A 25,367-nucleotide genomic window follows, 5' to 3' on the forward strand; every position below is an offset into this window, starting at 1 on the left:
AATAATATATTATTATATAGAAGTATACACAAATTATTAAATTTACCCTCCAGCAAATCAGAAATATGTTTTTTAACGAAGAAAGTAAATCAGCATTAGATGCAATCGAATATGGACACTTGATAGCTTATGCGCCAATAGCATTTCAGGCTACCCGTTCATTAAGAAATTTGGGAATTTTAGATGAAATCATCAAAGCAGGGCGAGAAGGTATTACCTTAGAGGATATTGTGTCTAAAGTAGATGTGTCTCATTATGGTGTACGAGTTCTAGTTGAGGCAGGTTTAGGAATTGGACTAATCCTTGAGAATGATGGGAAATATACTTTGACAAAAACGGGAATTTTTATTATGAACGATAAGATGACTCGCATCAATATGGATTTTGTTCATGATGTTTGTTATGAAGGAATGTTTTATTTGGAGGAATCTATACTTAATGGAAAGCCAGAGGGACTAAAAGTATTTGGAGAGAAATGGAACACAATTTATGAAGCACTTTCTTCTTTGCCTTCCCAAGTACAAAAATCTTGGTTTGCGTTTGATCATTATTATTCTGATGATGCTTTAGCACAGGTTTTACCTTTAGTATTTAAAGATAAACCTGCTAAAATTCTTGATATTGGTGGAAATACTGGGAAATGGTCGTTGGCTTGTATGAACTATGATAAAGATGTTCGAATGGGTATTGTAGATCTTCCTGGTCAAATTAATATGGCTAAGAAAAACATAGAAAGTCAAGGGTTTATTGATCGTGTATCCTTCCATGAACTAAATATTCTGAATGAAGATAACAAGCTTCCTAAAGGATATAATGCTATATGGATGAGCCAGTTCTTAGATTGCTTTTCCGAAGCGGAAATTGTTTCTATTCTTAAAAGATGTTATGAAGCACTTACAGAAGATGATACTGTGTATATTTTGGAGCCATTCTGGAATCGTCAACGATTTAAAGCAGGAGCATTCTCATTACAACAAACTTCTCTTTATTTTACAGCTTTAGCTAATGGAAATAGCCAAATGTATCACTCAGATGTATTTATTAAAAATGTTCTGGAGGCTGGTTTTGAAGTTAAAGAAATTCATGATAGAATTGGTATTAGTCAGACTCTTTTAAAATGTAAAAAGAAGTAGTATTTCTACTTTTGTCATGAAGAATAGGGATATATTACCATCCTCCAATAGAAAAATATTTTTGATTGGCTTTATGGGATCAGGTAAAACTAAACTTGGAAAGAAATTAGCCAAGCAACTTACTTATAGCTTTTATGATATTGATGCTGAAATTGAAAGCCAATTTCAAATGTCAATTAGTGAATTCTTTCAAGCGTACGGAGAAGATGAATTTCGTAAACAAGAAACAGAAATACTGAATGCAATTGTTCTGAAAGATGACAATGCTATAATCTCAGTAGGTGGTGGCTTGCCGTGTTTTAACAATAATCTACAAACGATTAATAAATATGGTGTTTCTATTTATCTTAAAAGAACCATTAAAGAACTCTACAATAGATTGCGCGAAACGCCAGGGGATAGACCTTTATTAAAAGGGAAGAAAGATGAAGAACTACTTGATTTTATCACAACCACTTTGATGGATAGGGAAAAGTTTTATAAACAATCTAGTTATATTGTTGAACGAGAGAATCAAAATGAGAAGGATATTATAAAACTCCTTAATCTTTCATAATCCAATCTTTAGCTGAATCAAAAGATCGAAATATTTTTGTATTTGAAAAAGAGTTCTTGTGGAGAGTAAATCGCAACATTAATTCCATTGGTAAATTATCAATTACTAATGCGTATTTATTTTCCAGTTTATTGTGTTTCTGAAAATGATCAATCGTTTCATCTGTAGGGAGAGCCAAACTTCCTCGGGTATCTAAAATTACTTTATGAAAATCATCAGTTCTATGTTGAAGTATAAACACTAATTGTGCAGATATTTCTTTAACATCATAGGGTAAGTTTGTATTTTTTAAACGAACAATAAAGATGCCCTCTTCATTTATATGAATAGTAGAGATATCACTCTCGTAGCGGTTAGTATTAGTACTTTTAGACATTCAATATTGATTAATGCAAAGTAAATATAGAGTAAATAAATTAAATTAATAAATTTTATAGATTAAAATTTAAATTTTAACAAATTAGTTAAGAGTTACTTATAGTTGTCTTTATAAGTTTCAGTACTATAATATACCAAAAATAATCTTTAACATTAGTTTTTATTTACCTAGATTGTATTTGACTAAATCCGCTATATGATTAATAATATAACCAGTTATGTGATATGCCAAGACCACATTTCGTTCCAAAAGAAAATTTTCGTAAATTTACCGAATGGAATATTGGAAAGAGATAAATAATAAACTAAAACCTTGGATTGACACCGACTTAAATAAGACGGTAGTTGACCTTTTTGCAGGTTGTGGAGGTTTGTCTCTTGGGTTTGAAGCCAATGGATTCAAAACTATTGGTTATGAAATGGACGAAAATGCCTCAAACACATACAACACAAATCTTTTAGGAGAATGTATAACAGGGAAACTTACCCCTGAATCAACTTATCCAAAAGCGGACATTGTAATTGGAGGTCCGCCTTGCCAACCGTTTAGCGTTGGAGGAAAACAACTTGGATTAAAAGATTCGAGAGACGGTTTTCCTATCTTTCTTTCAGCTGTTCGACAATTAAATCCAGAAGTTTTTATGTTTGAAAACGTTCGTGGAATGTTGTACAAAAATAAATGGTATTTAAAAGAAGTAATTGATGAACTTGAAAGTTTAGAATATTATATTGATTACGCACTTTTAAATGCTGTAAATTATGAAGTTCCCCAAAACAGAGAAAGGGTAATTGTAATTGGTTCAAAACAGAAAATAAAATTACCTAACCCAATACATAAAAAAGTTACGGCAGGAGAAGCATTAGGGAATTTAGCATTTGAATTCGATGAAAATTCTAAATTTTTTACAGAATCTATGGACAGATATGTGGCAAATTATGAAAAAGCATCCAAATGCATCAATCCGAGAGATTTGTACTTAGACAAACCTGCCCGAACTTTAACTTGTCGCAACCTTGCAGGTGCAACAGGAGATATGCACAGAGTAAAACTTAAAGATGGAAGAAGAAGAAGAATTACAGTTAGAGAAGCTGCGAGACTTCAAAGTTTTCCTGATTGGTTTGAATTTCAGGGAACTGAAACTCATCAATATACACAAATTGGTAATGCTGTTGCCCCAAACTTCGCATTCCATTTAGCTAAAAAAATAAAAGCTCATCTTATGGAAACTTCTTCAGAAGATTATCCAGTAGCAGAATTTGAGCAACTTAAATTATTCGAGAATGAAGCAGTATATCAGTTCAGATAGTTCAAAAACATTTAGTGAAAAGCCTAAAGCTATTCAAGAACTCATCAATACAGCACTTTACATTCTTGACACTTTCGGAATTCCTATTGAAGGAACACCACGAAGATTAGAAAGAATGGCAATTGCATTTTTAGCAAGCGGAGATATAAAAACACTAAAAGACCTTACAAAAGTAAAAGACTTGAATAGTGGTTTTGCTCTAAAACAAGAGATATAATCAATTATGTAAACGAATACTTTAACGAAAGTATCAGTTCAGGTTCGTATGACGACATCAGAAGAAAAGATTTAAAGCTTTTGACAATTGCCGAAGTAGTTTTACAATCAAGTCCAAATTCTGCTACCAATGACTCAACTCGTGGCTATTCAATCAATCCAACTTATGCGGAATTGATAAGAAGTTTTGGAAAGAAAGATTGGGGAAAAACGGTTAAAGACAAACTAAAAAATATTGAGCCTTTAAGTAAAAAACTGAAAAGAGAAAGACAAATTTCAAAAGTTGAAGTTACACTTCCGTCAGGAGGGCAATTGACATTTTCAGCAGGAGAACATAATGATTTACAAAAAGCAATTATTGAAGATTTTCTTCCAAGATATGGCTTCGGAGCAGAAGTTTTGTATATTGGAGATACAGCGGACAAATATCTTTATCTTGAAAAAGAGAAATTAGAAAAGCTGAATTTCTTTGAAATTTCACACGAAGAATTGCCTGATGTTATTGCCTATTCCAAGAAGAAGAATTGGCTTTATTTAATTGAAGCCGTTCATTCGTCGGGCCCAATTTCAGAAATAAGACTGTTGCAACTTCAAAAGCTAACGAAAGATTGCAAGGCTGATATTGTTTATGTTACTGCTTTTTTAACCCGATCAAAGTTCAGACAATTTATAGCTGACATTGCTTGGGAAACCGAAGTTTGGATTGCTGATAATCCTGACCATTTGGTGCATTTTAACGGAGATAAATTCCTCGGACCTTACAAAAAGTAACAATAGGTATATCACATAACATTAAAAGCAAGCCGCGATAAACGCTTCAATTTTAAATTTTTGTTTAAATTTACATTTGTGCTTCGAGCTTGAATTTCGACTGAAAAGTCGGCCAGCTTTTAGTGCCAGACCGTTATGCATTTAAATTAAAATACAGATTATGGTGTTAAACCTACTGCCATTTGTAGCCCACGAAATGCATCTAGAATTGACTATCAATGAGTAATTAGTGACTTTATGCGTTTTTTTATAAATATGCATCGGGTTTAACTTAATATTCATCCTATCTTTGTATTTCATAAACAGAAAATAATGAGACATAATTTGAGTGAGATAGTTGAATTAATTAAAGATAGAAGAACTATTTTCCCTGAATTTTATAGTAGTAGAAAGGTACAGAAAGAACAGATTGAGCTACTTTTAAATGGTGCAGTTTGGGCTCCTACACATGGGTTAACTCAACCATGGAGATTTAAGGTTTTTATGGAAGAAGGTAAGGATAAATTGGGGGAGTTTTTGCGTGATTTATATCTTCAATTGACTCCGGTTGAACAACAAAAGAGCATTAAATTAGATCGTATGACAAGTCGACCAGCCAAGTCCTCAGCAGTAATTGCTATTTGTATGAAACGCCAACCTGAAGAAAAAATCACAGAGTTGGAAGAAATTGAAGCAGTTGCCTGTAGTGTTCAAAATATGTATTTACTTTGTACGGCTTATGGTTTGGGTGGGTTCTGGGCCACTCCAAAAGTTGTATATTCAGATGAAATGAAGCAGTTTTTGGGATTAGAAGAAAAGGACCGTTGTTTGGGTTTGTTCTATGTAGGATATCCCGCTGAAGAATGGCCTAAAGGTCATAGAAAACCAATTGAATATGTAACTGAATGGATAGAAAAATAGATAAAGTACATAAAGTTGAAAGCGTAATTGATTTAGGCTTGGTGAATTATGTGCCCCATCCTAAAAACCCAGATTATGTGGTTTTTCGTTTTACGGATATTAAAAAGGCGAATGAATTTGAACGACGCTTAACGGAAGCTAATATTTGGTTTGAAAAAGGGGAGGAGGAGTCAAGAACACGCCAAAGACTATACTACCTGTTTGGTGTTCATGAAAGAGATTATAATGCTGTGCAGAAAATCAATTATGAAGTAGAAGCTAAAATGCGTAGTTTTATAATAAAGAACAATATATTTCGTTGGGTCTTATTGATTTTTGTATTGGGAGTTATGTCGCTAGCTATGTATGGATATTGCACACGCCCCGATATGATGACTTCAGATACAGTGAATACGGTAGATGAATAAATATTGGGTAATTATATTGCTTTTTGGGATTGGAATCCACTCCGTATCTTTTGCTCAAAAGAAGCAAAAGAAAAATGCAAATACACCTAAATTAACCGAAAATTTCTTTGGCTTTCAGTTTAAACCAATAATTCCCTTTAGATACGTGGGAGATCAAACACTTCAACTAAATAAAGATCAATTTGAATCAACTATAAAACCTACTTTTGGTTATTATTATGGAGGAGTGGTTCGTGTAGGGTTAACTAAATTATTGGCGTTAGAGACTGGAATTAGCTATGTACGAAGAAATTATAATGTAGAATACCGTGTACCTGATTCAAGTTTGGTAGCAAAAGAAAAAATAGGTTTTGTAAGCTTTGAAGTACCACTCGATTTATTGGTCTATATTAGACTTGGCCAACAATTTTATATGAATGTAAGCGGTGGGATGTCGGGCAATTTTAATCCATCCAATATTCGTTCTCCTAAGCCAATTAACCCTTCTGATAAACATCTATTTATATTTGAAGGAAGAAGATTGCACTTCTTTGATTTTAATGTGAATGCTAATATCGGATTTGAATATAGAACAGAAAAAGCGGGGATTTTTTACTTGGGTATTTCTACACGAATCCCCTTATCTTATAAACTTTATGTAGCTACTGAATACAGATATGACACACAGAAAGTGGTTGCATTTAATCGCATTCGTGGTTCCGTATTTGGGTTTGATGTCAAGTATTTCTTCCCTAACTTGCGAAAAAAGGAATCACCTTTTATGCGAGGACCTATCGAGAATTAATTCAGTAATTTACTCAACAAAGAGAAAGCGTCTTCCATGACTTCAACGGAAACCACTCCGTCTTCATCAATTTTTAAATATTTTACAGTTTGTAATTGATTTTCCTGTGAAATATCATAAGGTCTTTTTACTCGGATATAATTTTCTGTAAAACCATGTAAAAAGCCGTTGTGATTTTCTGCTTCCCATAAAACGGTACCTGTTTTACCGATTTGGGATTCATAAAATGCACGTCTTTTCTTATCGGATAGAATATGTAAACGTTTGCTTCTTTCTTTTCTTACGTCCATAGGAACAACTCCTTCCATTTTGTTTGCAGTTGTTTGAGCACGTTCAGAATAAGTAAATACATGCAAATAGGAAATATCTAAATCGCGAAGATAATTGTATGTTTCCATAAAATGTTCTTCCGTTTCTCCCGGGAATCCTACGATTACATCAACTCCAATGCATGCATTAGGTGAAACGCGTTTAATTTCTTCAACTCGGTTTGTAAAAGTTGCACGTAAATACCTTCTTCGCATCTTCTTTAGTAATTCATCCGAACCTGATTGTAGAGGAATATGAAAATGTGGCGCGAAATGACTAGATTCTACTAAGCAAAAATCAATAATTTCATTCGTTAGTAAGTTAGGTTCAATTGAAGAAATACGATAGCGTTCAATTCCTTCAACTTTATCCAATTCTTTGATTAAGCCATAGAAATTCTCATCTCCACCTTGTCCAAAATCACCGATATTCACACCCGTTAAAACGACTTCTTTTACATTGGTAGAAGCAATTCGCTTAGCTTCAATGATAGTCTCTGCAATAGAAGCATTCCTACTCTTTCCACGTGCTAATGGAATAGTACAAAAGGTACAAAAATAATCACATCCATCCTGAATTTTCAAAAAGGAACGTGTTCTATCTCCATACGAAAAGGAAGGAATGAATTCTTTAACAGCTTTGATTTTTCCATATTCTACTGTCTTCTCTGTTCCATTCTGTGCTTGCTCAAAATGCTTTACTACATCAAATTTTTCATTTGCACCCAATACCATGTTTACCCCAAACATTTTGGCTATTTCTTCTGGCTTCAATTGGGCGTAGCAACCTATCATGATTAAAAAACTTTCAGGATTGATTTGCTTTGCTTTCCTAGCTATCTGGCGACATTTTTTATCTGCATTATCTGTTACAGAACAAGTGTTAATGACATAAATATCGGGAGAATCATTGAAGTCAACTTTGGCATATCCAGCATCTTCAAAACTGCGCGCAATTGTACTTGTTTCCGCAAAATTTAGTTTACATCCTAAGGTATAAAAAGCTACTCTTTTATATTGAATCATGATGATGTTTCGTCTTTTGAAAGTGCAAAATTAAGGAAAAGTATTATATGCTCATAATAAATCCTAGATCTCTTATCAATTCACAAAATAAAAAACGCCTTATAATCTCTTGAAATTGCGACTATAAGGCGTTTTAATATCTGTAATGGGCTTTGTTAAAAAAGCGACATATTCTAATTTCTTATTTTTCTTTAGCAAAGAGTTTGCTGTCTAAAGAGAATTTACCAGGGCCAGAAATAAGAAGTGTTGCAAATCCTAATAAAAAGAAGAGTTGCAATTCAAGACCTAATATTTTATCTCCCATAGTTGTATGGAAATAAATGATTACCATAAAGTTAATAATCAACATGATAGCTGCGGGACGAGTAAATAATCCTATCAAAATAAGTAACCCAGCAATTCCTTCAGCAAATGCAGCTAGGTAATAAGATAATGAAGCACCAATTCCGATTGGATCCATGAATTGAATCTCTTGTCCACTAAATATTACTGATAACTTACCCCATCCATGATTATATACTAAGAAAAAACCTAGCATAAATCTCAATAGTAAAATTCCGGCATCTTTGCCATTGTTCCATTCTTTTGTTAATAAATTCATCATACAGTTTATTTTTAAATTAAACAGTCAAAACAATGAAGATAGCAAAATGTTTACGAAAAGAATGAATATTTTTTTTATTTCACCTTTTCTTTGGAAAGATTCCATGTTTCGTAGAAGTATAATTGTCCAGTTGGTCTATTATAAAAATGGCGTAAAGTCAATTTTTTTGTAGTTGCTTTTACGATGGTTATAACACCCTTTGTTTGTGTATTATATTGATAATAATAGCTAAAACCAAGACTCTTCCCTCCGGGTGTGGCCCACCAAGAAGTAGCGCCATCAATGATAGGGATAATACATGAGTTAATTCCCCAAGTACTATAATTATTGGTATAGCTTAAAGAGAAGCTATTATCAATCTTTTCATCATCGTTTAAGTAAAAATGAAGATATCCTAGATCTTTGCTGGATTTGTAGATAGAGTCTTTTGATGAAATATCGTAATATTGTACTTCAACAGTTTCAATCTTCCAAGTTCCTGCAATCTTTGCTTTTTCCTTTCTGGCAAATTCTTTTTTGCAACCAATAAAAAGAACTGTAATCAATAATAGGGTTAAAATACGTTTCATATTACTCTGATCTAAATATGTAAAATGTAAGTCCTAAACCAAATGTAAATTGGTTATATGTTTCTTTTAAATCCATTCCTTCATAAATATATCCTGTGGTGTTGGCATCTGCAGGAAATGAAGATAAGTTGTTCATCGAATCTGTGGGATATTTTTGGTACCCTCTTTTTCCTTTTACCAGATTAGAGAAGGAGGGATAAGCACGTGCATCAAAATACATTCCAATAATATCGTTAAAGGTAATTGATAATTTAAGCCCAAAAACACCTGCAAATCTGTACGTTGAATATATGCCACTGTATTTAGAGTCTGAGCCATAACTCTTTTCTCCATTGGCATATTGCAGATAGGAATTAATACGCTGGTTATTGATAGACATTCCTGCATAAAAGGCAACATAGAATTTTTCTTTACCTGCTTTTCCTCCAATAATGAGATTTGTATTATAGGTAGAAAAGTTAAAATAGCGAGAATTATCAACATTATCAGCATAACTCAACATACTCTTTGCATAGCTAAATCCAAAATTTGTGTATAAAAACCAAACGTTCAAACCTGCGCTAACTTCTCCACCAAAACCAATGGGATTATACTTTAATGGTTTGCTTGGGCTGTTTTGTGTATTATATGAATCTGCAAAATTCTTAAACTCTTTAAAAGGCATAACAGAAACTAACCCACCAGCGTCAATGTAAGCCTCAATTATTCGTTGGGACTTTGCTACTGGAATCAATCCTAAAAATACGACTATGAGTATGATGTGTATTCTCATAAGTAGATAGATAAATTAAATGAATTATTTAAGGAACTTAGACGAAACATGTGATTAGCCTTTGAAAAGTCATCATCAACTTCATAATATCTGTCATAGAATTTTGCAGGCATGAGATAAGAGGATTTAATATCTAAAGCTACATGTCTAGTTTCCAGCAGTCGAATAGTTAAACCAAACCCAAATGAGAAATTCCATGATTTAGATTTTGATCCTCTTCCTAAAAATGCATGTTTATTTCCCATAGTAACATTCTTAATGTCATACGTTGTACTTTTATAACTGTATTTTAATTTATATACCGTTGTACCCATTTCATAGCCAATTAAAATATGGTTTAGAAAGTTGCTGTTGGATCTGAATATGGTAGCCAATGATGCATTAACATCTACATATATTCCGCCGTGTTTTGATTTTATCTCTAACTCTTCATCCCCACGTTGTCCTTTTGCTGAATTTGTGGCTCCTTGAAAATATAGATTGACAGTAAACATACGGCTACCCATGCCTCCTACACGCATTGCCCAACCTAATTTAATTCCCGTGTTTATACGATCCCATTTCATCGCTTTAGTAAGTGTTCCGGGAACAATAGTATTAGGTTTAACAATCAATAATTTATGATTATCACTGGGTAAAACACTCCAGCCGTGATTAAATTTAGATGTTAAATTTTCTATATATGCCTCACTGTATGTGTAAAGTCCTACATTATATCCTGCAATAAATCCATGATTTTGAGCATGGGAAATTATATTTCCAAGTAAAATGAATAAAGCTATGAAAGATAATCTCATGTATAAATCAGTTAGTTAATACAAAAATAATTTTATATTTTAAAATCAATATATGGCGCGACTATTTTTTGAGTATAGATATGGTTCATTTGTCTCTTGAAACACTGTGTTTGTCTAAATTAATGCAGAATTAACATTCTTTTTAGAATTTTGGTTCTGAAATTTCAGAACTAAGTGTAAATTTGTATCTGTTTAAGAAAAATCGGTGGATAAGAAACTAAAGAAAAGACAAGCAGAATTAATTGACTACTTAGGAGTTTTCTTTGTAGAGGATGAACATCTTACGCCAATTGAAGGGCGTATCTTGGCTTTGATTATTCTATTTGGAAAACAAGGGGTGACCTTTGAAGATATAATCACTGAATTATCTATAGGAAAGAGCACGGCTTCTTCTTATTTAGAAGACCTGCAAAAAAGAAAAAGAATTGAATTTTATATGAAAGAAGGCGATAGAAAACGCTATTTTATAGTTAAGAGAGATTCTTTAAATACATCCTTTGCTAAACTCGAGGAACAATGGACTACCCGAAGAATAAATTTTGAAAGAGTATTAAACTTTCAGAAGGATTGTATGTTACAAGGAGTGGTGAGTAAAGATAACTTTGATGTCGATTTCTTAATACAGTTTATAAAATATGCTGGAGAAGTTATTCAATCTATCCGGCACTTGAGAAATGAAATGACCAAATTTAATTAGATAATAAATATGAAAAGAAACTTTTTTAGTATAGTAATATTAGGAATTATATTGAGTTCTTGTGGAGGTAAGAATGACCAAAGTCAGGCGCAGAGACAACAGATGGTAGGAGTGATTAATATTCCTTCAGGAGATTTTATTACTTCAAAATCTTACCCTACGAGTATGGAAGGAATTACAAATAGTGAAGCAAGACCTAAAGTTTCGGGATATATCACAGATGTATTAGTAGATGAGGGACAACGAGTGCATAAGGGTCAATTGTTATTTCGATTGGAGACAACCTCGCTCAACGAAGAGGCTTCTGCAGCACAAGCCAATATCAATGCAGCACAAGTGCAAGTGGATCAATTGACCCCTTTAGTTGAAAAAGGGATTGTAAGTGCTTCACAATTAGAAACAGCTAAAGCTAAATTAGCACAAGCTAAGGCTGCATATAGTGCTATACAGGCAAATATTGGATATGCAAACGTGGTAAGTCCAGTTGATGGATATGTTGGACAAGTTAGAATCCGTAAAGGAAATTTGGTGAGTCCTGCTGATCGTAATCCACTAACTACAGTTTCTGATATCAGTAAAATATATGCGTATTTCACTATGAATGAACGAGATTATTTAGATTTTCTAAAGAATTCAGAAGGAAAAACAAAAGAGGAAAAAATTAAGAATCTCCCTGAAATTACGCTGCTTATGGCTAATGGAGATGAATATCCATATAAAGGAAAAGTGCAAACTATCAATTCTCAAGTTGATAAAGCTACAGGAACTATTTCTTTTAGAGCTTCATTTGATAATCCAGATCAGATTTTAACGAATGGAAGTACAGGAACTATAAAAATTCCAACTCAATATACGAATGTATTGTATGTACCTCGTAAATCAACCTTTGAATTACAAGGTATTACTTATGTAATGGTTACTGTGAAAGCAGGTGATAAAACAACGGTAGAGACTCGTGCGGTAGATATAATTGACCAAACAGCTGATTTTTATTTGATTAATGCTGTGAATGTTCAGAAAGGAGAAGAAATAGTTGGGGAAGGAGTAACTACTTTACGTGATGGAATGGAGGTGGTATCCAGACCTGTACCATTTGATAGTATAGCCAAACCTTTACCAGTACTTTTTCAAAAATAATTAGTGATAATATTCAAAAATTATGTTCAATAAATTTATAGACAGACCGGTTTTATCCACTGTAATCTCCATTATAATTGTCATTCTTGGAGTATTGGGTTTATATACTTTACCTATTACCCAATATCCTGATATTGCCCCGCCTACTGTGCAAGTGCGAGCAACTTATCCAGGAGCCAATGCAGAAACAGTATTGAAAAGTGTAATCGTACCCATTGAAGAGAAACTAAATGGGGTAGAAGGAATGGACTATATTAGTTCTACTGCTTCTAATAGTGGTATGGCAATGATTACTGTTTATTTTAAACAAAATTACGACCCGGATATTGCTACGGTAAACGTACAAAATAGAGTAGCCATGGCAAATCCATTGTTGCCTCAGGAGGTAAGACAAACTGGAGTGGTTACCCAAAAGCAACAAACGAGTTCTTTAATGTATTTAAGTTTCTATAGTGAAAATACAGAACACGATGAAGATTTCATTTCCAATTACTTGAATATTAACGTGGTTCCTGTTCTTCAGCGTGTTCCTGGGGTTGGAGATGTTCGTGTATATAGTTCTAAAACTTATGCAATGCGTATTTGGGTGGATCCAGATAAGATGGCTATGTATGAATTGGAACCTGCAGATATTGCTAACGCAATTAATACGCAATCACAAGAAGCAGCAGCAGGTAATTTAGGTGAAAATGCCGGACAGGCGTTCTCTTACACTATTCGTTATTCTGGTCGTTTGAGTCAGGTAGATGAATACAAAAATATTGTGTTAAAAGCGTTGGGTGATGGAAATTATTTGCGTTTAAAAGATGTGGCAGATATTAATTTAGGAGTTGAGAATTATGGGGTAACTACCAAAACAGCTGGACACCCAAGTGTTTCTGTTGCCATTTTCCAAACAGCTGGCTCGAATGCAAGAGAGATTATCCAGCAAGTGCACAAGCATTTTGCCGAATTTGAAGAAACGATGCCACGTGGTATGAAAATCAATATTGACTTTGATACAAACGAGTTCTTAGACGCTTCTATCAGCAAGGTGGTGCATACCTTAATTGAGGCGTTCTTATTGGTGTTCTTAGTTGTATTTATCTTCTTACAAGATTTTCGTTCTACATTGATTCCTGCTATATCAGTTCCGGTTTCTATTATTGGTACTTTCTTCTTTTTAAACCTTTTTGGGTATTCAGTAAACTTGCTGACATTGTTTGCATTGGTATTAGCAATTGGTATTGTGGTGGATGATGCCATAGTGGTAGTAGAAGCGGTTCATGCGAAATTGGATGGAGGGGAAAAGAATCCTCGTAAAGCATCACATGATGCAATGAATGAAATCTCGGGAGCTATTATCTCAATTACTCTTGTTATGGCGGCTGTGTTTATTCCGGTTACTTTTATCAGTGGACCAGCAGGAGTGTTCTATAAACAGTTTGGGATTACCTTAATGACAGCAATTTTAATATCAGCAATAAATGCCTTGACCTTAAGTCCGGCTCTATGCGCCCTTCTTTTAAAACCACATACTGAAAAAGGGAAAAAGGTGGATATACTCAAAGGGTTTAAAAATACCTTCAACGCTGGATTTAATGCCACTTTAAATAAGTATGCTAAATCACTTACTTTCTTCTATCGTCATAAGTGGATGACTCCGTTAGTGATTATTTTGGCTGGAGTTGGAATTTGGTGGACTTCCTCAACCGTTCGATCTGGATTTGTACCGAGTGAAGACCGAGCAATTATTATGATGAACGTTGCATTGCCAGAAGGTTCTTCCATAGATGCTACAGCAGAGATTAATAGACAGTTGTATAATAAGATTCATAAATTACCTGGAGTTGAGACTGTTTCTACTACTGCTGGATATAGCTTAATTGATGGACAAGGACCAAATTTTGGTTTGGGCTTTATAAAAATGAAAAAATGGGATGAACGTGAAGCGGATTCTCTTTCAGTAGATAATACAGTTAAGAAATTGTTTGGTGTTGCTGCTACTATTCCAGGAGCAAAAGTATTATTCTTTGGTCCACCAAGTATTCCAGGATTTAGCGCCTCTGGTGGTTTTGAAGTGAATTTATTGGATAAGTATGGAGGTAGTTTTGATGAGTTAAGCGAACAAACTAAATTATTCTTGATGAAATTGAATCAACGCCCCGAAATTCAGTATGCATCATCTTCTTTTACTACAAATTATCCACAATATCAGATGAATATCAATGTTCCTTTAGCTATGGAAGTAGGAGTGAATATCAATTCTATTTTTAAAACAATGCAAGGATATTTAGGGGGGATTTATACGGCAGATTTCTCTCGATTTGGAAAACAATTTAAGGTATATATTCAAGCACCACCTGAAAAACGTATTGAAACTAGCGATTTGAATAGAATGTACGTGCGTACCAAAAGTGGTGAAATGGCTCCTGTTTCTCAGTTTGTAACGCTAAAAAGAGTATATGGACCGCAATCTGTAACTAGGTTTAATTTGTATAACTCAACTAAGGTGACAGGTGCTCCAAATGTTGGGTATAGTTCAGGAGATGCTATCCAAGCAATTAAGGAGGTAGTTAGCGAAATGCCAGCCAATTATGGTATTGACTATTCTGGATTAACGAGAGAAGAGGTTAATGCTTCAGGTCAAACATGGATTATCTTTATGTTAGTTGTTGTTTTTGTTTACTTCTTGTTATCAGCACAATATGAAAGTTATCTATTGCCTTTATCTATATTGCTTTCTGTTCCTCTTGGTATTTTTGGAGCCTATTTTACAACGATGATGTTTGGTTTGGAAAATAATATTTATTTCCAGATTGCTTTGATTATGTTGATTGGGTTACTAGCCAAGAATGCTATCTTGATTGTAGAATTTGCCATTCAGAGAAGACGTCATGGAGAGAGTATTGTAGATTCAGCCATAGATGGAGCAAAAGCGCGTTTACGACCTATTTTAATGACTTCTTTTGCTTTTATTTTAGGTTTGATGCCATTGGTATTTGCAAATGGGGTAGGAGCGATTGGTAACAGATCTATCGGAACAGGTGCGGTTGGTGGTCTGTTGATAGGTACTATAACTGCCATATTTGTTATTCCTACTTTATATATATTCTTCCAGTGGTTACAAGAGAAGGTATCTCCTCCAAAATTTGATGTAACATCCAATAATTAAATGATTGATTTGAATTAAGCATAATGAGAAAAAATATTTTATATAAGGTTATTATTCTAGGGATTACTCCTTTTATCTTGTCTTCTTGTTTGGTTGCTAAGAAATATCAAACACCTGATATTTCAGCAGAAAATCTAGCTTATAAAGCAGATTCTATTTCAGGAGACACTCTAAGCATAGCAGGTGTAAAATGGGAAGAACTATTTAATGACCAAACCTTAAAAAGCTATATTTCAAAAAGCTTAGAAAATAACTTTGATGTACGTGTAGCAATTAAGCAGATAGATATTGCTGAAGCTTATCTAAAACAAGGTAAAATGGGATATTATCCAACGATTAACGGAAATCTCTCAGCAGGGCATCAGGAATTGTCAAAAAATTCACAAATGGGTTCTTTTTTTAAGAATGGTATCGATAACTTTGAGTTATCTGTTGGTTTATCTTGGGAGGCTGATATTTGGGGAAAGATTAGGAGTCAGAAACGGGCAATGGAGGCAAATTATTTATATAGCCAAGCGGCTAGGCAAGCTGTTCAAACTCGTTTAATTGCTAATGTGGCCTCTTCTTATTATCAATTAGTTGCTATTGACCAGCAAATAGAGTTAACCAAAGAGACTATTGAAACACGTAATAAGAGTGTAGAAACTATGACTGCCTTACAAGAAGCTGGAGTTGTAAATGCAGCAGCTGTAAAACAAGCAGAAGCGCAGTATTACAACGCTCATATTATCTTGATAGACTTGGAAAAACAAGCAAAATTAGTGGAAAATGTAATTTCTATTTTACTAGGAGAAGCTCCTCATACTATAGAAAGAACCAGTTTAGATAATCAAGTGATTTCATCTGATTTAAAGGTGGGAGTTCCTAGTCAATTGTTGACGAATAGACCAGATGTATTGATGGCTGAGTATAAATACCGCAATGCTTTTGAAATGAAGAATGTTGCTCGTTCTTTGTATTATCCATCATTTACTTTATCAGCTTCAGGAGGTTTTCAAAGTATTGATTTTAGCAAATTTTTGAATCCATACTCTTTATTTGCAAATATTTTGGGTGGATTAACTCAGCCTATCTTCAATCAACGAAAGATTCGTACACAGAATGAAGTGGCGAGCGCACAGCAAGAACAAACTTTGATTCAATTTGAACAAGCTTTTGTAAATGCCAGTAAAGAAGTTTCAGATGCACTGTACAATTATGAATCTGCTTCTGAAAAATTACAATTCCAAGATAAAATGGTCGAATCATTATCATTAGCTGAAGAATATGCTCAGGAATTATTAAATAATGGTTTAGCAAATTATTTGGAAGTATTAACTGCTCAAGAAAATGTATTGAATGCAAAATTAGCTGTTACCAATTTAAAATTAACGCAACTAAATGCCATGGTAGAATTATACCGTGCATTGGGTGGTGGAAAGTAGATATGTGCTAGCTTTTCGGAAGTAGGTTTATTGAATAAAACGTATCAGCGTATCAATTAAATCCTTGTTTAATGGGAGTTTTGGATTGTAATACGTAAGTATATTCGCTGTTCTTTCTTCTGGACCGTCTTTGAGAATATGACTCATTCCGTTGATTAAGACATATTGAGCATTTGGTGCCCCTTCGGCTAATCGTTCGGAATCTTTGGTAGTCACTTGAATGTCTGTACTTCCTTGAACAATGAGCGTGGGAATATCTAATTTAGCTATTTCGATTTTTGGATCGTATTTCATCCAAGAAATCAGATATGGTTGTACGCTCTTTCTGAAGATTGCTTCTAAATCTTTAGGAACGACATCTATTAATTCTCCCGTTTTTAATTTATCTAGGTATGGTTTGCATTTTTGACCCAATTCTTCTGATTGAGCAGAGATTTGCTCATAAAGAATTTCATCTATTGGTCGCCCCGCTCCTTCCAATGAAATATATTTGTCAACTTTCCTTTGTTGTGCTGCTAGCATGCCAATTAAAGAACCTTCAGAATGACCCACTAAGATAATATGTTGGTATTTCTTTTGAGCTAAAAAATCTACCCAAGCAAGCACCCATTCTGTATTGTTTTCAAATGTAAGATTTTCTTCTTTTAAATTTTTGGTTTGACTTTTACCTATCATCAACTTATCATAGCGAAGCGAAGCTATTCCGTGTTCAGCAAAAGACTCAGCAAGCATTCGGTAAGTGTTCATTTGCATAATGCCACTGTTTCCATTCCTATCTGTTGGTCCTGAACCTGGAATTATAATCACAACTGGAGCTTTTGTGCCTCCTGAAACACTTGTAAGTGTTCCATACATAGTTTCACCGTGAATATCAACTTTTACTTCTTTTTCTTTTTGTGCACAGATAAAACCAAAAAGGAAGAATGTGGAAAAGAGCAACAAATATTTCATAGTTCTATTTTTCTAAATGAATAAAAAAATCGCCTATTTTAGGTAGGCGATTTATACATCTTATTAAATGCTTAGAATCTGTATTTTACACCAACTTGAATTCCCATTTGACTAAAGCTTGTCTTTTGGTATAATTCATTTAGTGGTTTACTTGTATCATATTTAGTATTGTATGTAGGGTTGTTAGATTCTGGTGTCAATTCATCTACATACTCAATTTGAGTTTTAATTACAGGAATAGATTCTAAAATTTCTTTTCCATCTACTTTATAGGAAGTTGAAGCTCTATTCTTTTGCTTTATATTTAACGAAAGAGCAAATACTTCACCAAATATAGAAAGATTGTCGGTGATGTTGTAGTTAATACCTAATGCACCTTTGAATCCCATAGATAGATCTCCATTAATCTTAGTTACAATTTCATGCTTTTCTTTTACAATAGCTCCATTGTCAATACTTCCTTGAATCCATTCCGTATTCACTATAGTTGAACCGTAAACAGGAAGAATAATACCAACTTTAGCATATCCAGAAATTTTATTTGTTATACCTGTTGAAAGAAAAACAGTAGGAGCAATTCTAAGTTGACTAGAATGGGCAATATCTTCTCTTTTTTCATATTCATCATCTACGATGGCACCTCCATTATTAATAGATCTAGTTACTTTATTCATAAGTGTTTTACCTCCGATGAAATAATTAATCCCTAATTCGATACCAATATGCTCATTAATCATGTAACCTGGGGTTAATTGTAGATTAAGTCCTTGTCCAATAGAACCTGTTAAATTTTTTGTTGTTACAGATCCAACACCATTAACAATGTCTGTATGCGTTTCAGTTCCTAGCACATTTTTTGGGAAACCAAATCCATATCCTGCATTAAAATCTAAATAGAACCCTTGGGCGTTAGTATTGAATGCAAAGGCACCTAAAGTGATTGCACATAGTGTAAGTATTTTTTTCATAATTTTAATTTTAGTAAAGCTAAATTAGAAATAATTTTGAATATATAACCCGTTGTGTATTTACAAAATATATAAAATCAATAATTTCTAGTATATATGGATTGTATTCGATTGTTAGGATATATGAATAATTTACAAATAGACCCCGAACAACCAAGGTTCTCGGGGTGACAATTGTTTGGGACTACTATCGATCGGCAGAGCCGTCCTTCCTACCCTGAGATTGCCGAAGGGTATCTAGGACTGACATGGTAATCTGTATCTTATTCAAAATACACCATATATATTACAAATGAAGATATAACTGATTACATAAAATCAGCTAAATACATCCATCTTTCTGTTTTAGACTCTAATTCGGGAATAATTTCTCCCAATCGCTTGCTTGCTTGATTAAGGTCATTCGCTGTAGCATCTCCTGAAAGAATTTGTGTTAATTGTTCTTTTTCTTCTTCTAATAAAATAATTTCTTTATCCAATTGTTCAAATTCTAATTTTTCTTTGAAGGATAGTTTTGTCTTTTCTTGAGGTTCTTTTTTGGCTATAACAGGTGGTGGAGTAGGAGTAGATTCATTTTTTTTGGGTATCTGTTTTTCTTTTTGAAATTCCCTATAAGAAATATAATTTCCTGTAATATCCACAATCTTACCTTCTCCTTCAAATACAAAAATATGATCCACCATTTTATCCATAAAATAACGGTCGTGGGAAACTACAATCAGGCATCCAGGAAAATTTTTAAGATAATCTTCCAATACTCCTAGAATATATATGTCTAAATCATTAGTAGGCTCATCAAGGATAAGAAAATTTGGATTTGACATCAATACCTTCATGAGTTTTAGACGACGTTTTTCTCCACCACTTAGCTTATGAACAAAATTGTAGTGCATATTCCGAGGGAAAAGAAATTTCTCTAAGAATTGTGCAGCCGACATTTCTCTTCCTTTTTCCAATGGAATATATTCAGCTACTTCTCGAATCACATCAATTACTTTCATATCGTCGCTAACTTCAATATTCTCTTGTGAGTAATATCCAAAAACAACGGTATCTCCGATTACAACTTTTCCTTGATCTACATCTTCTGAACCTGTAATTATTTTTAAGAAAGTAGATTTTCCGACCCCATTTACACCTACAATGCCTAAGCGCTCCCTTTGTTGAAAGTTGTAGTTGAATTTATGTAGGATTTGGAGCTGTGGATAGCTTTTAGAAATATGATGCAATTCAAGAATTTTAGTACCTAAACGCTCCATTTTGATGTTGATTTCCAGTTCTTCTTTGGCTAAATTTTGACTAGCAATCTTTTTTGTTTCATGAAAAGCATCAATCCTAGCCTTCTGCTTGGTGCCACGCGCCTTGGGCTGACGTCGAATCCAATCTAACTCTTTGCGAAATTGACTTCTTGCTTTTCCAACTTCAATCGTTAAATTTTCTTCCCTTTCTGCTTTCTTTTCTAAGAAATAGGAGAAATTTCCTTGGTATTTATAAAGCTGTTGATTATCTAATTCATAAATCGTATCGGTAATAACTTCTAGGAAATACCGATCATGTGTTACCATAAAAATGGTAGATTTAGATTGCGATAGATATTCCTCTAACCATTCAATCATATCTAAATCCAAGTGATTGGTTGGTTCGTCTAAGAAAAGAAAGTCAGGTTCTGTAATTAATACTTTTGCTAAGGCAACTCTTTTGCGTTGCCCACCAGATAATTGACCAATCTTAGCTTGAACATCATTTAGTTTTAGTTTTGATAAAATCTGTTCAACTAAGCTATCTAAATTCCATGCATTGAGTTCGGAAACCTTCTCAAATAAAGAGGCAATTTTCTCTTCATCGTGAGTATTCAATGCTTTGGAATATTCTTTGAAAGTGTTAAGCTTTGGTAAGTCGTGATTAAAAATCTCTTCGTAAATCGTATTTTCTGGATTTAATTCATCTGCTTGTTCCAAATAAGCAATTACAATATCATTTCGAAAAACAACTCTTCCGCTATCTGAGGGCTCTAAACCAATGAGACAGCGTAGTAACGTGGACTTTCCAGTACCGTTTTTGGCAACTAATGCTACTTTTTGACCTTGTTCTATTCCAAAAGTAAGGTCTTTAAAGATGGTACGTTCCCCGTACGTCTTTGTTAAATTTTCTACCGAAAGATAATTCATATTTTAACGGATTCGGTCTATAGATTTCACTAATTTTAAGTCGCGATTAATTCCAAGATTTGCTAAAAATGAAAAAGCAAGCGATAAGATAATGCAATAAAATCCAAAACCAAGTTGAATAGAATTATTAACAGACTCTTCATTTATGGAAACTGAGTCCTTAAAGTATGCGTAAAGAATCAATACACAAATAGCTGAAAGAAGGTTTAATACAAATAGGAGTCGTCCTAATTTTAGTTGGCGTGCTAGCTTTTTATATCCAAGCAATACGATAATTGCTAACATAGATAGTAAGATGGTTATAGAATAAAAGGGAAAATAAAAAGTAGGAATACTTTTCATATTGTTAAGCAATTTGGAAGTACGCATTTTATCTTGGAGTATCTCTGTATCTTTTGCGTCAAGAGAATTTTGCATGGTAAGGTCTTTTTGCACACCATACACATTGGAATACACTATCATTTCAAATGTACCTTCTTTTTGAATCTTAGCTGTGTACACAGAAGTGCCAACGCTTAAAATGATTAAAAACAAGAGTGTTAAGAGAAGATAAACAGATTGAATACGCTGTATCATATTATTAATTTTCCACAAAGATAGTGCTTCCAATTAATTATTGAATGAGATTCAAATATTAAGGAAGTTATTTTGGCATAATTTATGAAAAATGGAATCGATTTTAAATTAACTTCATTTAAAATTAGTATTTTCGTTGATATAAATATACCAATCACTAAAGACCCAAGTATGAAAAAAACACTTTTATTTACATTTCTGAGCATAGGATTTATTTTTCCAGTTTTAGCTCAGAACAACAAACACGCATTAATTATTGCGTTAAGCGAGTACAACAGAGAAACAGGATGGAGAAATATTAACTCAGCAAATGATGTTCAATTGATTAAGAATGCTTTGATTGCAAAAGGATTTGCCGAAGAGAATATCATTGTTCATAGCGACGGACTAACTAAAGATGGTATTTTAGATGCTATTCAAAAAGATTTAATAGACAAAGTACAGCCTGGAGATATGGCTTACTTTCAATATTCGGGTCATGGACAACAAGTAGCTGATGATAATAATGATGAAGTAGATGGATTAGATGAGGCACTTGTACCGGTAGATGCTCCAGTGGGAAATAGATATAAAGACCCGAAAACGGGGCAAGTCGTGAACTATGATGGAAGCAAGCATTTACGTGACGATGATTTAGGTGCTATTTTGGATAAGTTACGTACTAAATTAGGAACAACAGGAAATGTCATGGTAGTTATTGATGCATGTCACTCTGGTTCTGCCACTCGTGGGATTGGTTTGGCTAGAGGTACAAGCGAACCTAACGTTCCTGATGGATGGAAAGCACCTGCATCAGCTTCTTCACGAGGCGCAGTAGAAACTGAAACTGGATTTGGTCTGATAACAGTTGAACAAAATAAAGCAGGAATGGTTTGTTTCTTTGGTTCCAGCCAAGACGAATTAAACTATGAATATGAAGATAATGATGGTAAACGCTATGGTTCTTTATCTTATGCCTTGAGTAAAGCATTGACAGAATCTAAAAGCACAACTAGTTACCGAGCTTTGTTTGAAAATATTAAAAATACAATGGGTGTAATTGCCCCAAAACAAGTACCTCAAGTAGAAGGTGTGATTGATCAAGAAATCTTAGGAGGTAAATTGTTAGATGCACCATCTTATTATAATGTTATTGATTGGAAAGCTACTAATAAAGTGGAAATTAATGTAGGTAAACTTCAATCCATTAACAACGGGTCTATCGTATCTTTTTATCCTCCAGACACCCGTTTAGGTACAGATTCTAAGAAAGCACCTGCGAAACCTATTGCTACAGGGAAGGTTGTTTCTGCAGGCTGGACTAGCTCAGAGATAGAATTAACAAGTGGAGCATTAACTAAAGAAGATGCTGAAAAAAGCTGGTGCTACATCACTGAAAAGAGTGTGGTAGAAAAACCATTAACAGTTCAAATTTCTGCCTCATCTAAAGATGCGAAAGTAGTTCGTAAAATAATGGCTGAATATCCAACCTTGGTAATTACGGATAAACCAAACTCTGATTTATTGTTGGAAGTTGGAACAGGTGCAAGCACAAGAGGTGCAAGCTTAGTGACCATTACAACCAAAACCGATAATGTGATTTATGAGAAAGCCTTGGCTGATGCTAAAGGAGTGCAAGAAGATGAAGTAAAAGCAGCTGTAAAATCAATGGCTAATTATGCGCAAGCTAATTTAATTAAAGGAATTGAAATTGAAAATTCTTCTATGCAAGGAGAAGTAATTATTGTTCCGATTAAAATTAGAGAAGGTGCAGATATGAAAAACTTGAAAGATGGAGATACTGAAGAATTGGATCCAGCTACGTTAAAAGATGCGAACGGTATTGTACGTGTTCCAATTGGTACTTATATTCGTTTTAAAGTGAGAAATAATTCTAGTAGTAAACTATATTATGCACTTATTGATATTGATCCAAACAATAATATAACAGCCGTATATCCAGATGCTAAACACACTCCAAGCGAGTTTAAATTAGAAGGTTTTGGTGTTTCTGATAAAACAAATTTTTTCCGTGCTGGTGCTCCAGAAGGAGGAGAGGTACTTAAGCTAATCATGAGTGACAAACCTTTAAACTTAAGAGAGATTATTGGAACAAGAGGCGGGTCAGAAGGTTCTTCACCGATTGAAGCACTTATTCAAAGGTCTTATAATTCAACTAGAGGACCAGAGGAAGTTCCTATTACAACTGAAAATATCGGAGTATATACATTTACTTATCAGGTTGAAAAAGCAAAATAGTTTTTGAAAATTGAGACCCTAACACTTCTTCCTTCGTTGGTATAACATTATTAAGAGAGTGTGGGGCGGTTTGCTGCCGTCCGATAATAGTCACTTACAATTAGACCCCGAGAGCCTTGCTTGTTCGGGGTCTATTTGTGAATTATTTTTCATTTTTGAAACAAATGAAACTATTGATGGTTATTTATTTAGATTGAAAGTATGATGATGGAGAAAAGTAAGTATTATTCACGTAAGGATAAAGGCGCCTTACAAGTCTCTAATGAAGAGTGGAAACAACTTTTACCAACTGATTTATATGCCGTAGCTCGAGAAGCGGCAACTGAACGCCCTTTTATTGGAAAATATTATCTAACTGATGAAGTAGGAGAGTACTTCTGTGCAGTATGTGGGAATCACCTGTTTCGCTCTGATACAAAATTCATGAGTAGTTGCGGTTGGCCTAGCTTTTTCGAAGCTAACAAACGTGCCGTTAAGTTCGTGGAAGACCATAGTCATGGAATGCATCGCATAGAAGTTTTATGTGCACGTTGTGACTCTCATTTAGGGCATGTGTTTAATGATGGTCCAAAGCCGACTAATATGCGTTATTGTATGAATTCTATTAGCTTAGATTTTGAACCAAGAAGTGAAAAAAATGAAGAAGCGGAAAATGAGAGTGCCTAAGAATTAGCCTTCTTTATGACTCGAGCAATTTGAATATCGTAAAAGATATCTTCATTTGGCTTAACCATCCCAATCAAACCTTTATTTCCGTATGCCCATTTGGAAGGGATTTTTACCATAATACGGTCGCCAGACTTAGAGACACGTAGCGCTTTTTCCAAACCAGGCATTACGCTAATATCACCCATGACTAATTTAAAGGTCGAACCTCTCTGGTAGTTGTTGTCGTAACGTGGTTTACTTTCTGAGCTCACAAAATAGTTGATATATACTTCATCTCCAGTATCAATCAAATCTCCTTCACTATTTGTTTCATCGTATTTCCAAACTTCCACACCATCAATTGAGTGAGTAGGCTCAAATCTATCTATAATTCTAAGAGATAAGATGGTATTTGAATTTGGTGGAATAATTCCTTTTATTCCTTTCTCACCTCGTCCAAAGCGCGCTGGAATAAATATATCTACGTCATCACCTACACGTAATTGTGTCATAGCTAAATCCCAGCCTTCTGTTTGTTGGTGCCATCCCACGATGAAGGGAACAAATTGTTTTTTGACAATATGGTTTCCGTCGAAAACAGTTCCATCCTCTAATTTCTCGCGAAAGTCTATCTTCACCATATCTCCTTTTTGAAGCAATTCTCCTTTTCCTTTTTTGAAATAGGTAATAGTTATCCCATTAGGAAGTCGTAAAGTGTCGCTAGCTATTTCAGGAGTAGATTGCTTTTTGGTGCTAATTTTTTCAGTAGTAGTTGTGTCTTTTTCATTCTTTGGAGGGTTTTCATTTTTCTTAACCCCTTGCAGATTGCAAGAGAATAAGAGAATGGCACTTACAAGTAGGATAGCAACATATTTCAT

The 25,367-nt window shown here is 34.0% G+C and carries 25 protein-coding genes; 14 read left to right on the forward strand and 11 right to left on the reverse strand.

The window, feature by feature from the left end; all coding sequences use genetic code 11:
- Positions 1 to 65: 65 nt before the first annotated feature.
- Both M9897_07210 and M9897_07215 read left to right on the forward strand, forming a co-directional pair.
- Entirely contained in the window at positions 66 to 1,133 is a 1,068-nt protein-coding gene (locus tag M9897_07210) for an SAM-dependent methyltransferase (protein ID MCO5268665.1), read from the forward strand.
- 73 nt (positions 1,134 to 1,206) lie between these two features.
- Positions 1,207 to 1,689 (forward strand): shikimate kinase, encoded by a 483-nt coding sequence (locus M9897_07215; protein ID MCO5268666.1) that lies wholly within the window; start codon positions 1,207 to 1,209, stop codon positions 1,687 to 1,689.
- Here M9897_07215 and M9897_07220 read toward each other — a convergent pair.
- Entirely contained in the window at positions 1,676 to 2,065 is a 390-nt protein-coding gene (locus tag M9897_07220; GenBank protein ID MCO5268667.1) for a hypothetical protein, read from the reverse strand. The two genes, M9897_07215 and M9897_07220, sit on opposite strands and share 14 nt — an antisense overlap.
- A 277-nt stretch (positions 2,066 to 2,342) precedes the next feature.
- Between M9897_07220 and M9897_07225 the strand changes: the two genes are divergently transcribed.
- From M9897_07225 to M9897_07250, 6 genes are all read left to right on the forward strand, one after another.
- Positions 2,343 to 3,374, forward strand: a complete 1,032-nt coding sequence (locus M9897_07225) for a DNA cytosine methyltransferase (GenBank protein ID MCO5268668.1) — start codon at positions 2,343 to 2,345, stop codon at positions 3,372 to 3,374.
- Entirely contained in the window at positions 3,349 to 3,591 is a 243-nt protein-coding gene (locus M9897_07230) for a hypothetical protein (GenBank protein ID MCO5268669.1), read from the forward strand. The genes M9897_07225 and M9897_07230 overlap by 26 nt, the downstream gene beginning before the upstream one ends.
- A 32-nt stretch (positions 3,592 to 3,623) precedes the next feature.
- Positions 3,624 to 4,361 carry a hypothetical protein gene (locus M9897_07235; GenBank protein ID MCO5268670.1) on the forward strand — a complete coding sequence of 246 codons (738 nt, stop codon included), beginning with the start codon at positions 3,624 to 3,626 and terminating at the stop codon, positions 4,359 to 4,361.
- Between the two features lie 312 nt (positions 4,362 to 4,673).
- A complete protein-coding gene (locus tag M9897_07240) occupies positions 4,674 to 5,261 on the forward strand; it encodes a nitroreductase (protein MCO5268671.1) in 588 nt (195 codons plus the stop codon).
- Positions 5,246 to 5,668, forward strand: a complete 423-nt coding sequence (locus tag M9897_07245) for a hypothetical protein (protein MCO5268672.1) — start codon at positions 5,246 to 5,248, stop codon at positions 5,666 to 5,668. Before M9897_07240 ends, M9897_07245 begins: the two co-directional genes overlap by 16 nt.
- Positions 5,661 to 6,452, forward strand: a complete 792-nt coding sequence (locus tag M9897_07250; protein MCO5268673.1) for a PorT family protein — start codon at positions 5,661 to 5,663, stop codon at positions 6,450 to 6,452. The genes M9897_07245 and M9897_07250 overlap by 8 nt, the downstream gene beginning before the upstream one ends.
- On the opposite strand, the gene mtaB is transcribed toward M9897_07250, so the two are convergent.
- The 5 genes from mtaB to M9897_07275 all read right to left on the reverse strand — a co-directional run bounded on the left by mtaB (position 6,449) and on the right by M9897_07275 (position 10,528).
- Positions 6,449 to 7,786 carry a tRNA (N(6)-L-threonylcarbamoyladenosine(37)-C(2))-methylthiotransferase MtaB gene (mtaB, locus tag M9897_07255; GenBank protein ID MCO5268674.1) on the reverse strand — a complete coding sequence of 446 codons (1,338 nt, stop codon included), beginning with the start codon at positions 7,784 to 7,786 and terminating at the stop codon, positions 6,449 to 6,451. The two genes, M9897_07250 and mtaB, sit on opposite strands and share 4 nt — an antisense overlap.
- Positions 7,787 to 7,967: 181 nt before the next feature.
- Entirely contained in the window at positions 7,968 to 8,390 is a 423-nt protein-coding gene (locus M9897_07260) for a DoxX family protein (GenBank protein MCO5268675.1), read from the reverse strand.
- Between the two features lie 74 nt (positions 8,391 to 8,464).
- The gene (locus M9897_07265) at positions 8,465 to 8,959 is read right to left on the reverse strand and encodes a hypothetical protein (protein MCO5268676.1); all 495 of its coding nucleotides are present in this window, start codon (positions 8,957 to 8,959) and stop codon (positions 8,465 to 8,467) included.
- Between the two features lies 1 nt (position 8,960).
- Complete coding sequence (locus M9897_07270; protein MCO5268677.1) at positions 8,961 to 9,731, reverse strand: hypothetical protein; 771 nt, start codon at positions 9,729 to 9,731, stop codon at positions 8,961 to 8,963.
- Positions 9,728 to 10,528: a hypothetical protein gene (locus tag M9897_07275; protein MCO5268678.1), complete on the reverse strand. Its 801-nt coding sequence runs from the start codon at positions 10,526 to 10,528 to the stop codon at positions 9,728 to 9,730. The genes M9897_07270 and M9897_07275 overlap by 4 nt, the downstream gene beginning before the upstream one ends.
- A 205-nt stretch (positions 10,529 to 10,733) precedes the next feature.
- Here M9897_07275 and M9897_07280 point away from each other — a divergent pair, with 205 nt between their 5' ends.
- From M9897_07280 to M9897_07295, 4 genes are read left to right on the forward strand one after another with little or no spacing between them, the layout of a single operon-like run.
- A complete protein-coding gene (locus M9897_07280; protein ID MCO5268679.1) occupies positions 10,734 to 11,225 on the forward strand; it encodes a MarR family transcriptional regulator in 492 nt (163 codons plus the stop codon).
- A 9-nt stretch (positions 11,226 to 11,234) separates the two neighbouring features.
- Positions 11,235 to 12,362, forward strand: coding sequence for an efflux RND transporter periplasmic adaptor subunit (locus tag M9897_07285; GenBank protein MCO5268680.1), 1,128 nt, complete (start codon positions 11,235 to 11,237; stop codon positions 12,360 to 12,362).
- A gap of 22 nt (positions 12,363 to 12,384) precedes the next feature.
- Positions 12,385 to 15,516 (forward strand): efflux RND transporter permease subunit, encoded by a 3,132-nt coding sequence (locus M9897_07290; protein MCO5268681.1) that lies wholly within the window; start codon positions 12,385 to 12,387, stop codon positions 15,514 to 15,516.
- 23 nt (positions 15,517 to 15,539) lie between these two features.
- A complete protein-coding gene (locus M9897_07295; protein MCO5268682.1) occupies positions 15,540 to 16,940 on the forward strand; it encodes a TolC family protein in 1,401 nt (466 codons plus the stop codon).
- Positions 16,941 to 16,967: 27 nt separating this feature from the next.
- Here the strand turns inward: M9897_07295 and M9897_07300 are convergent, their stop codons facing one another.
- The 4 genes from M9897_07300 to M9897_07315 all read right to left on the reverse strand — a co-directional run bounded on the left by M9897_07300 (position 16,968) and on the right by M9897_07315 (position 21,603).
- Positions 16,968 to 17,891, reverse strand: a complete 924-nt coding sequence (locus M9897_07300; protein MCO5268683.1) for an alpha/beta hydrolase — start codon at positions 17,889 to 17,891, stop codon at positions 16,968 to 16,970.
- Positions 17,892 to 17,962: 71 nt separating this feature from the next.
- Complete coding sequence (locus M9897_07305; GenBank protein MCO5268684.1) at positions 17,963 to 18,859, reverse strand: outer membrane beta-barrel protein; 897 nt, start codon at positions 18,857 to 18,859, stop codon at positions 17,963 to 17,965.
- A 308-nt stretch (positions 18,860 to 19,167) separates the two neighbouring features.
- Positions 19,168 to 21,027, reverse strand: coding sequence for an ABC-F family ATP-binding cassette domain-containing protein (locus M9897_07310; protein ID MCO5268685.1), 1,860 nt, complete (start codon positions 21,025 to 21,027; stop codon positions 19,168 to 19,170).
- 3 nt (positions 21,028 to 21,030) lie between these two features.
- Positions 21,031 to 21,603: a DUF4293 domain-containing protein gene (locus M9897_07315; protein MCO5268686.1), complete on the reverse strand. Its 573-nt coding sequence runs from the start codon at positions 21,601 to 21,603 to the stop codon at positions 21,031 to 21,033.
- A gap of 171 nt (positions 21,604 to 21,774) precedes the next feature.
- On the opposite strand from M9897_07315, the gene M9897_07320 reads away from it, so the two are divergent.
- Positions 21,775 to 23,841: a caspase family protein gene (locus M9897_07320; GenBank protein ID MCO5268687.1), complete on the forward strand. Its 2,067-nt coding sequence runs from the start codon at positions 21,775 to 21,777 to the stop codon at positions 23,839 to 23,841.
- Between the two features lie 201 nt (positions 23,842 to 24,042).
- Positions 24,043 to 24,507, forward strand: coding sequence for a peptide-methionine (R)-S-oxide reductase MsrB (gene msrB, locus M9897_07325; GenBank protein MCO5268688.1), 465 nt, complete (start codon positions 24,043 to 24,045; stop codon positions 24,505 to 24,507).
- Here msrB and M9897_07330 read toward each other — a convergent pair.
- Positions 24,504 to 25,367 (reverse strand): FKBP-type peptidyl-prolyl cis-trans isomerase, encoded by an 864-nt coding sequence (locus tag M9897_07330; protein ID MCO5268689.1) that lies wholly within the window; start codon positions 25,365 to 25,367, stop codon positions 24,504 to 24,506. The genes msrB and M9897_07330 overlap by 4 nt on opposite strands.

This window comes from Brumimicrobium sp., assembly GCA_023957385.1.
GTDB lineage: Bacteria > Bacteroidota > Bacteroidia > Flavobacteriales_D > Crocinitomicaceae > Brumimicrobium.

Bases quoted from the DNA above. Each gene is read 5' to 3' on its own strand.
- M9897_07210 (MCO5268665.1), top strand. From the start codon at position 66: ATGTTTTTTAACGAAGAAAGTAAATCAGCATTAGATGCAATCGAATAT.
- M9897_07215 (MCO5268666.1), top strand. From the start codon at position 1,207: ATGGGATCAGGTAAAACTAAACTTGGAAAGAAATTAGCCAAGCAACTT.
- M9897_07220 (MCO5268667.1), bottom strand. From the start codon at position 2,065: ATGTCTAAAAGTACTAATACTAACCGCTACGAGAGTGATATCTCTACT.
- M9897_07225 (MCO5268668.1), top strand. From the start codon at position 2,343: ATGGAATATTGGAAAGAGATAAATAATAAACTAAAACCTTGGATTGAC.
- M9897_07230 (MCO5268669.1), top strand. From the start codon at position 3,349: ATGAAGCAGTATATCAGTTCAGATAGTTCAAAAACATTTAGTGAAAAG.
- M9897_07240 (MCO5268671.1), top strand. From the start codon at position 4,674: ATGAGACATAATTTGAGTGAGATAGTTGAATTAATTAAAGATAGAAGA.
- M9897_07245 (MCO5268672.1), top strand. From the start codon at position 5,246: ATGGATAGAAAAATAGATAAAGTACATAAAGTTGAAAGCGTAATTGAT.
- M9897_07250 (MCO5268673.1), top strand. From the start codon at position 5,661: ATGAATAAATATTGGGTAATTATATTGCTTTTTGGGATTGGAATCCAC.
- mtaB (MCO5268674.1), bottom strand. From the start codon at position 7,786: ATGATTCAATATAAAAGAGTAGCTTTTTATACCTTAGGATGTAAACTA.
- M9897_07260 (MCO5268675.1), bottom strand. From the start codon at position 8,390: ATGATGAATTTATTAACAAAAGAATGGAACAATGGCAAAGATGCCGGA.
- M9897_07265 (MCO5268676.1), bottom strand. From the start codon at position 8,959: ATGAAACGTATTTTAACCCTATTATTGATTACAGTTCTTTTTATTGGT.
- M9897_07270 (MCO5268677.1), bottom strand. From the start codon at position 9,731: ATGAGAATACACATCATACTCATAGTCGTATTTTTAGGATTGATTCCA.
- M9897_07275 (MCO5268678.1), bottom strand. From the start codon at position 10,528: ATGAGATTATCTTTCATAGCTTTATTCATTTTACTTGGAAATATAATT.
- M9897_07285 (MCO5268680.1), top strand. From the start codon at position 11,235: ATGAAAAGAAACTTTTTTAGTATAGTAATATTAGGAATTATATTGAGT.
- M9897_07290 (MCO5268681.1), top strand. From the start codon at position 12,385: ATGTTCAATAAATTTATAGACAGACCGGTTTTATCCACTGTAATCTCC.
- M9897_07295 (MCO5268682.1), top strand. From the start codon at position 15,540: ATGAGAAAAAATATTTTATATAAGGTTATTATTCTAGGGATTACTCCT.
- M9897_07300 (MCO5268683.1), bottom strand. From the start codon at position 17,891: ATGAAATATTTGTTGCTCTTTTCCACATTCTTCCTTTTTGGTTTTATC.
- M9897_07305 (MCO5268684.1), bottom strand. From the start codon at position 18,859: ATGAAAAAAATACTTACACTATGTGCAATCACTTTAGGTGCCTTTGCA.
- M9897_07310 (MCO5268685.1), bottom strand. From the start codon at position 21,027: ATGAATTATCTTTCGGTAGAAAATTTAACAAAGACGTACGGGGAACGT.
- M9897_07315 (MCO5268686.1), bottom strand. From the start codon at position 21,603: ATGATACAGCGTATTCAATCTGTTTATCTTCTCTTAACACTCTTGTTT.
- M9897_07320 (MCO5268687.1), top strand. From the start codon at position 21,775: ATGAAAAAAACACTTTTATTTACATTTCTGAGCATAGGATTTATTTTT.
- msrB (MCO5268688.1), top strand. From the start codon at position 24,043: ATGATGATGGAGAAAAGTAAGTATTATTCACGTAAGGATAAAGGCGCC.
- M9897_07330 (MCO5268689.1), bottom strand. From the start codon at position 25,367: ATGAAATATGTTGCTATCCTACTTGTAAGTGCCATTCTCTTATTCTCT.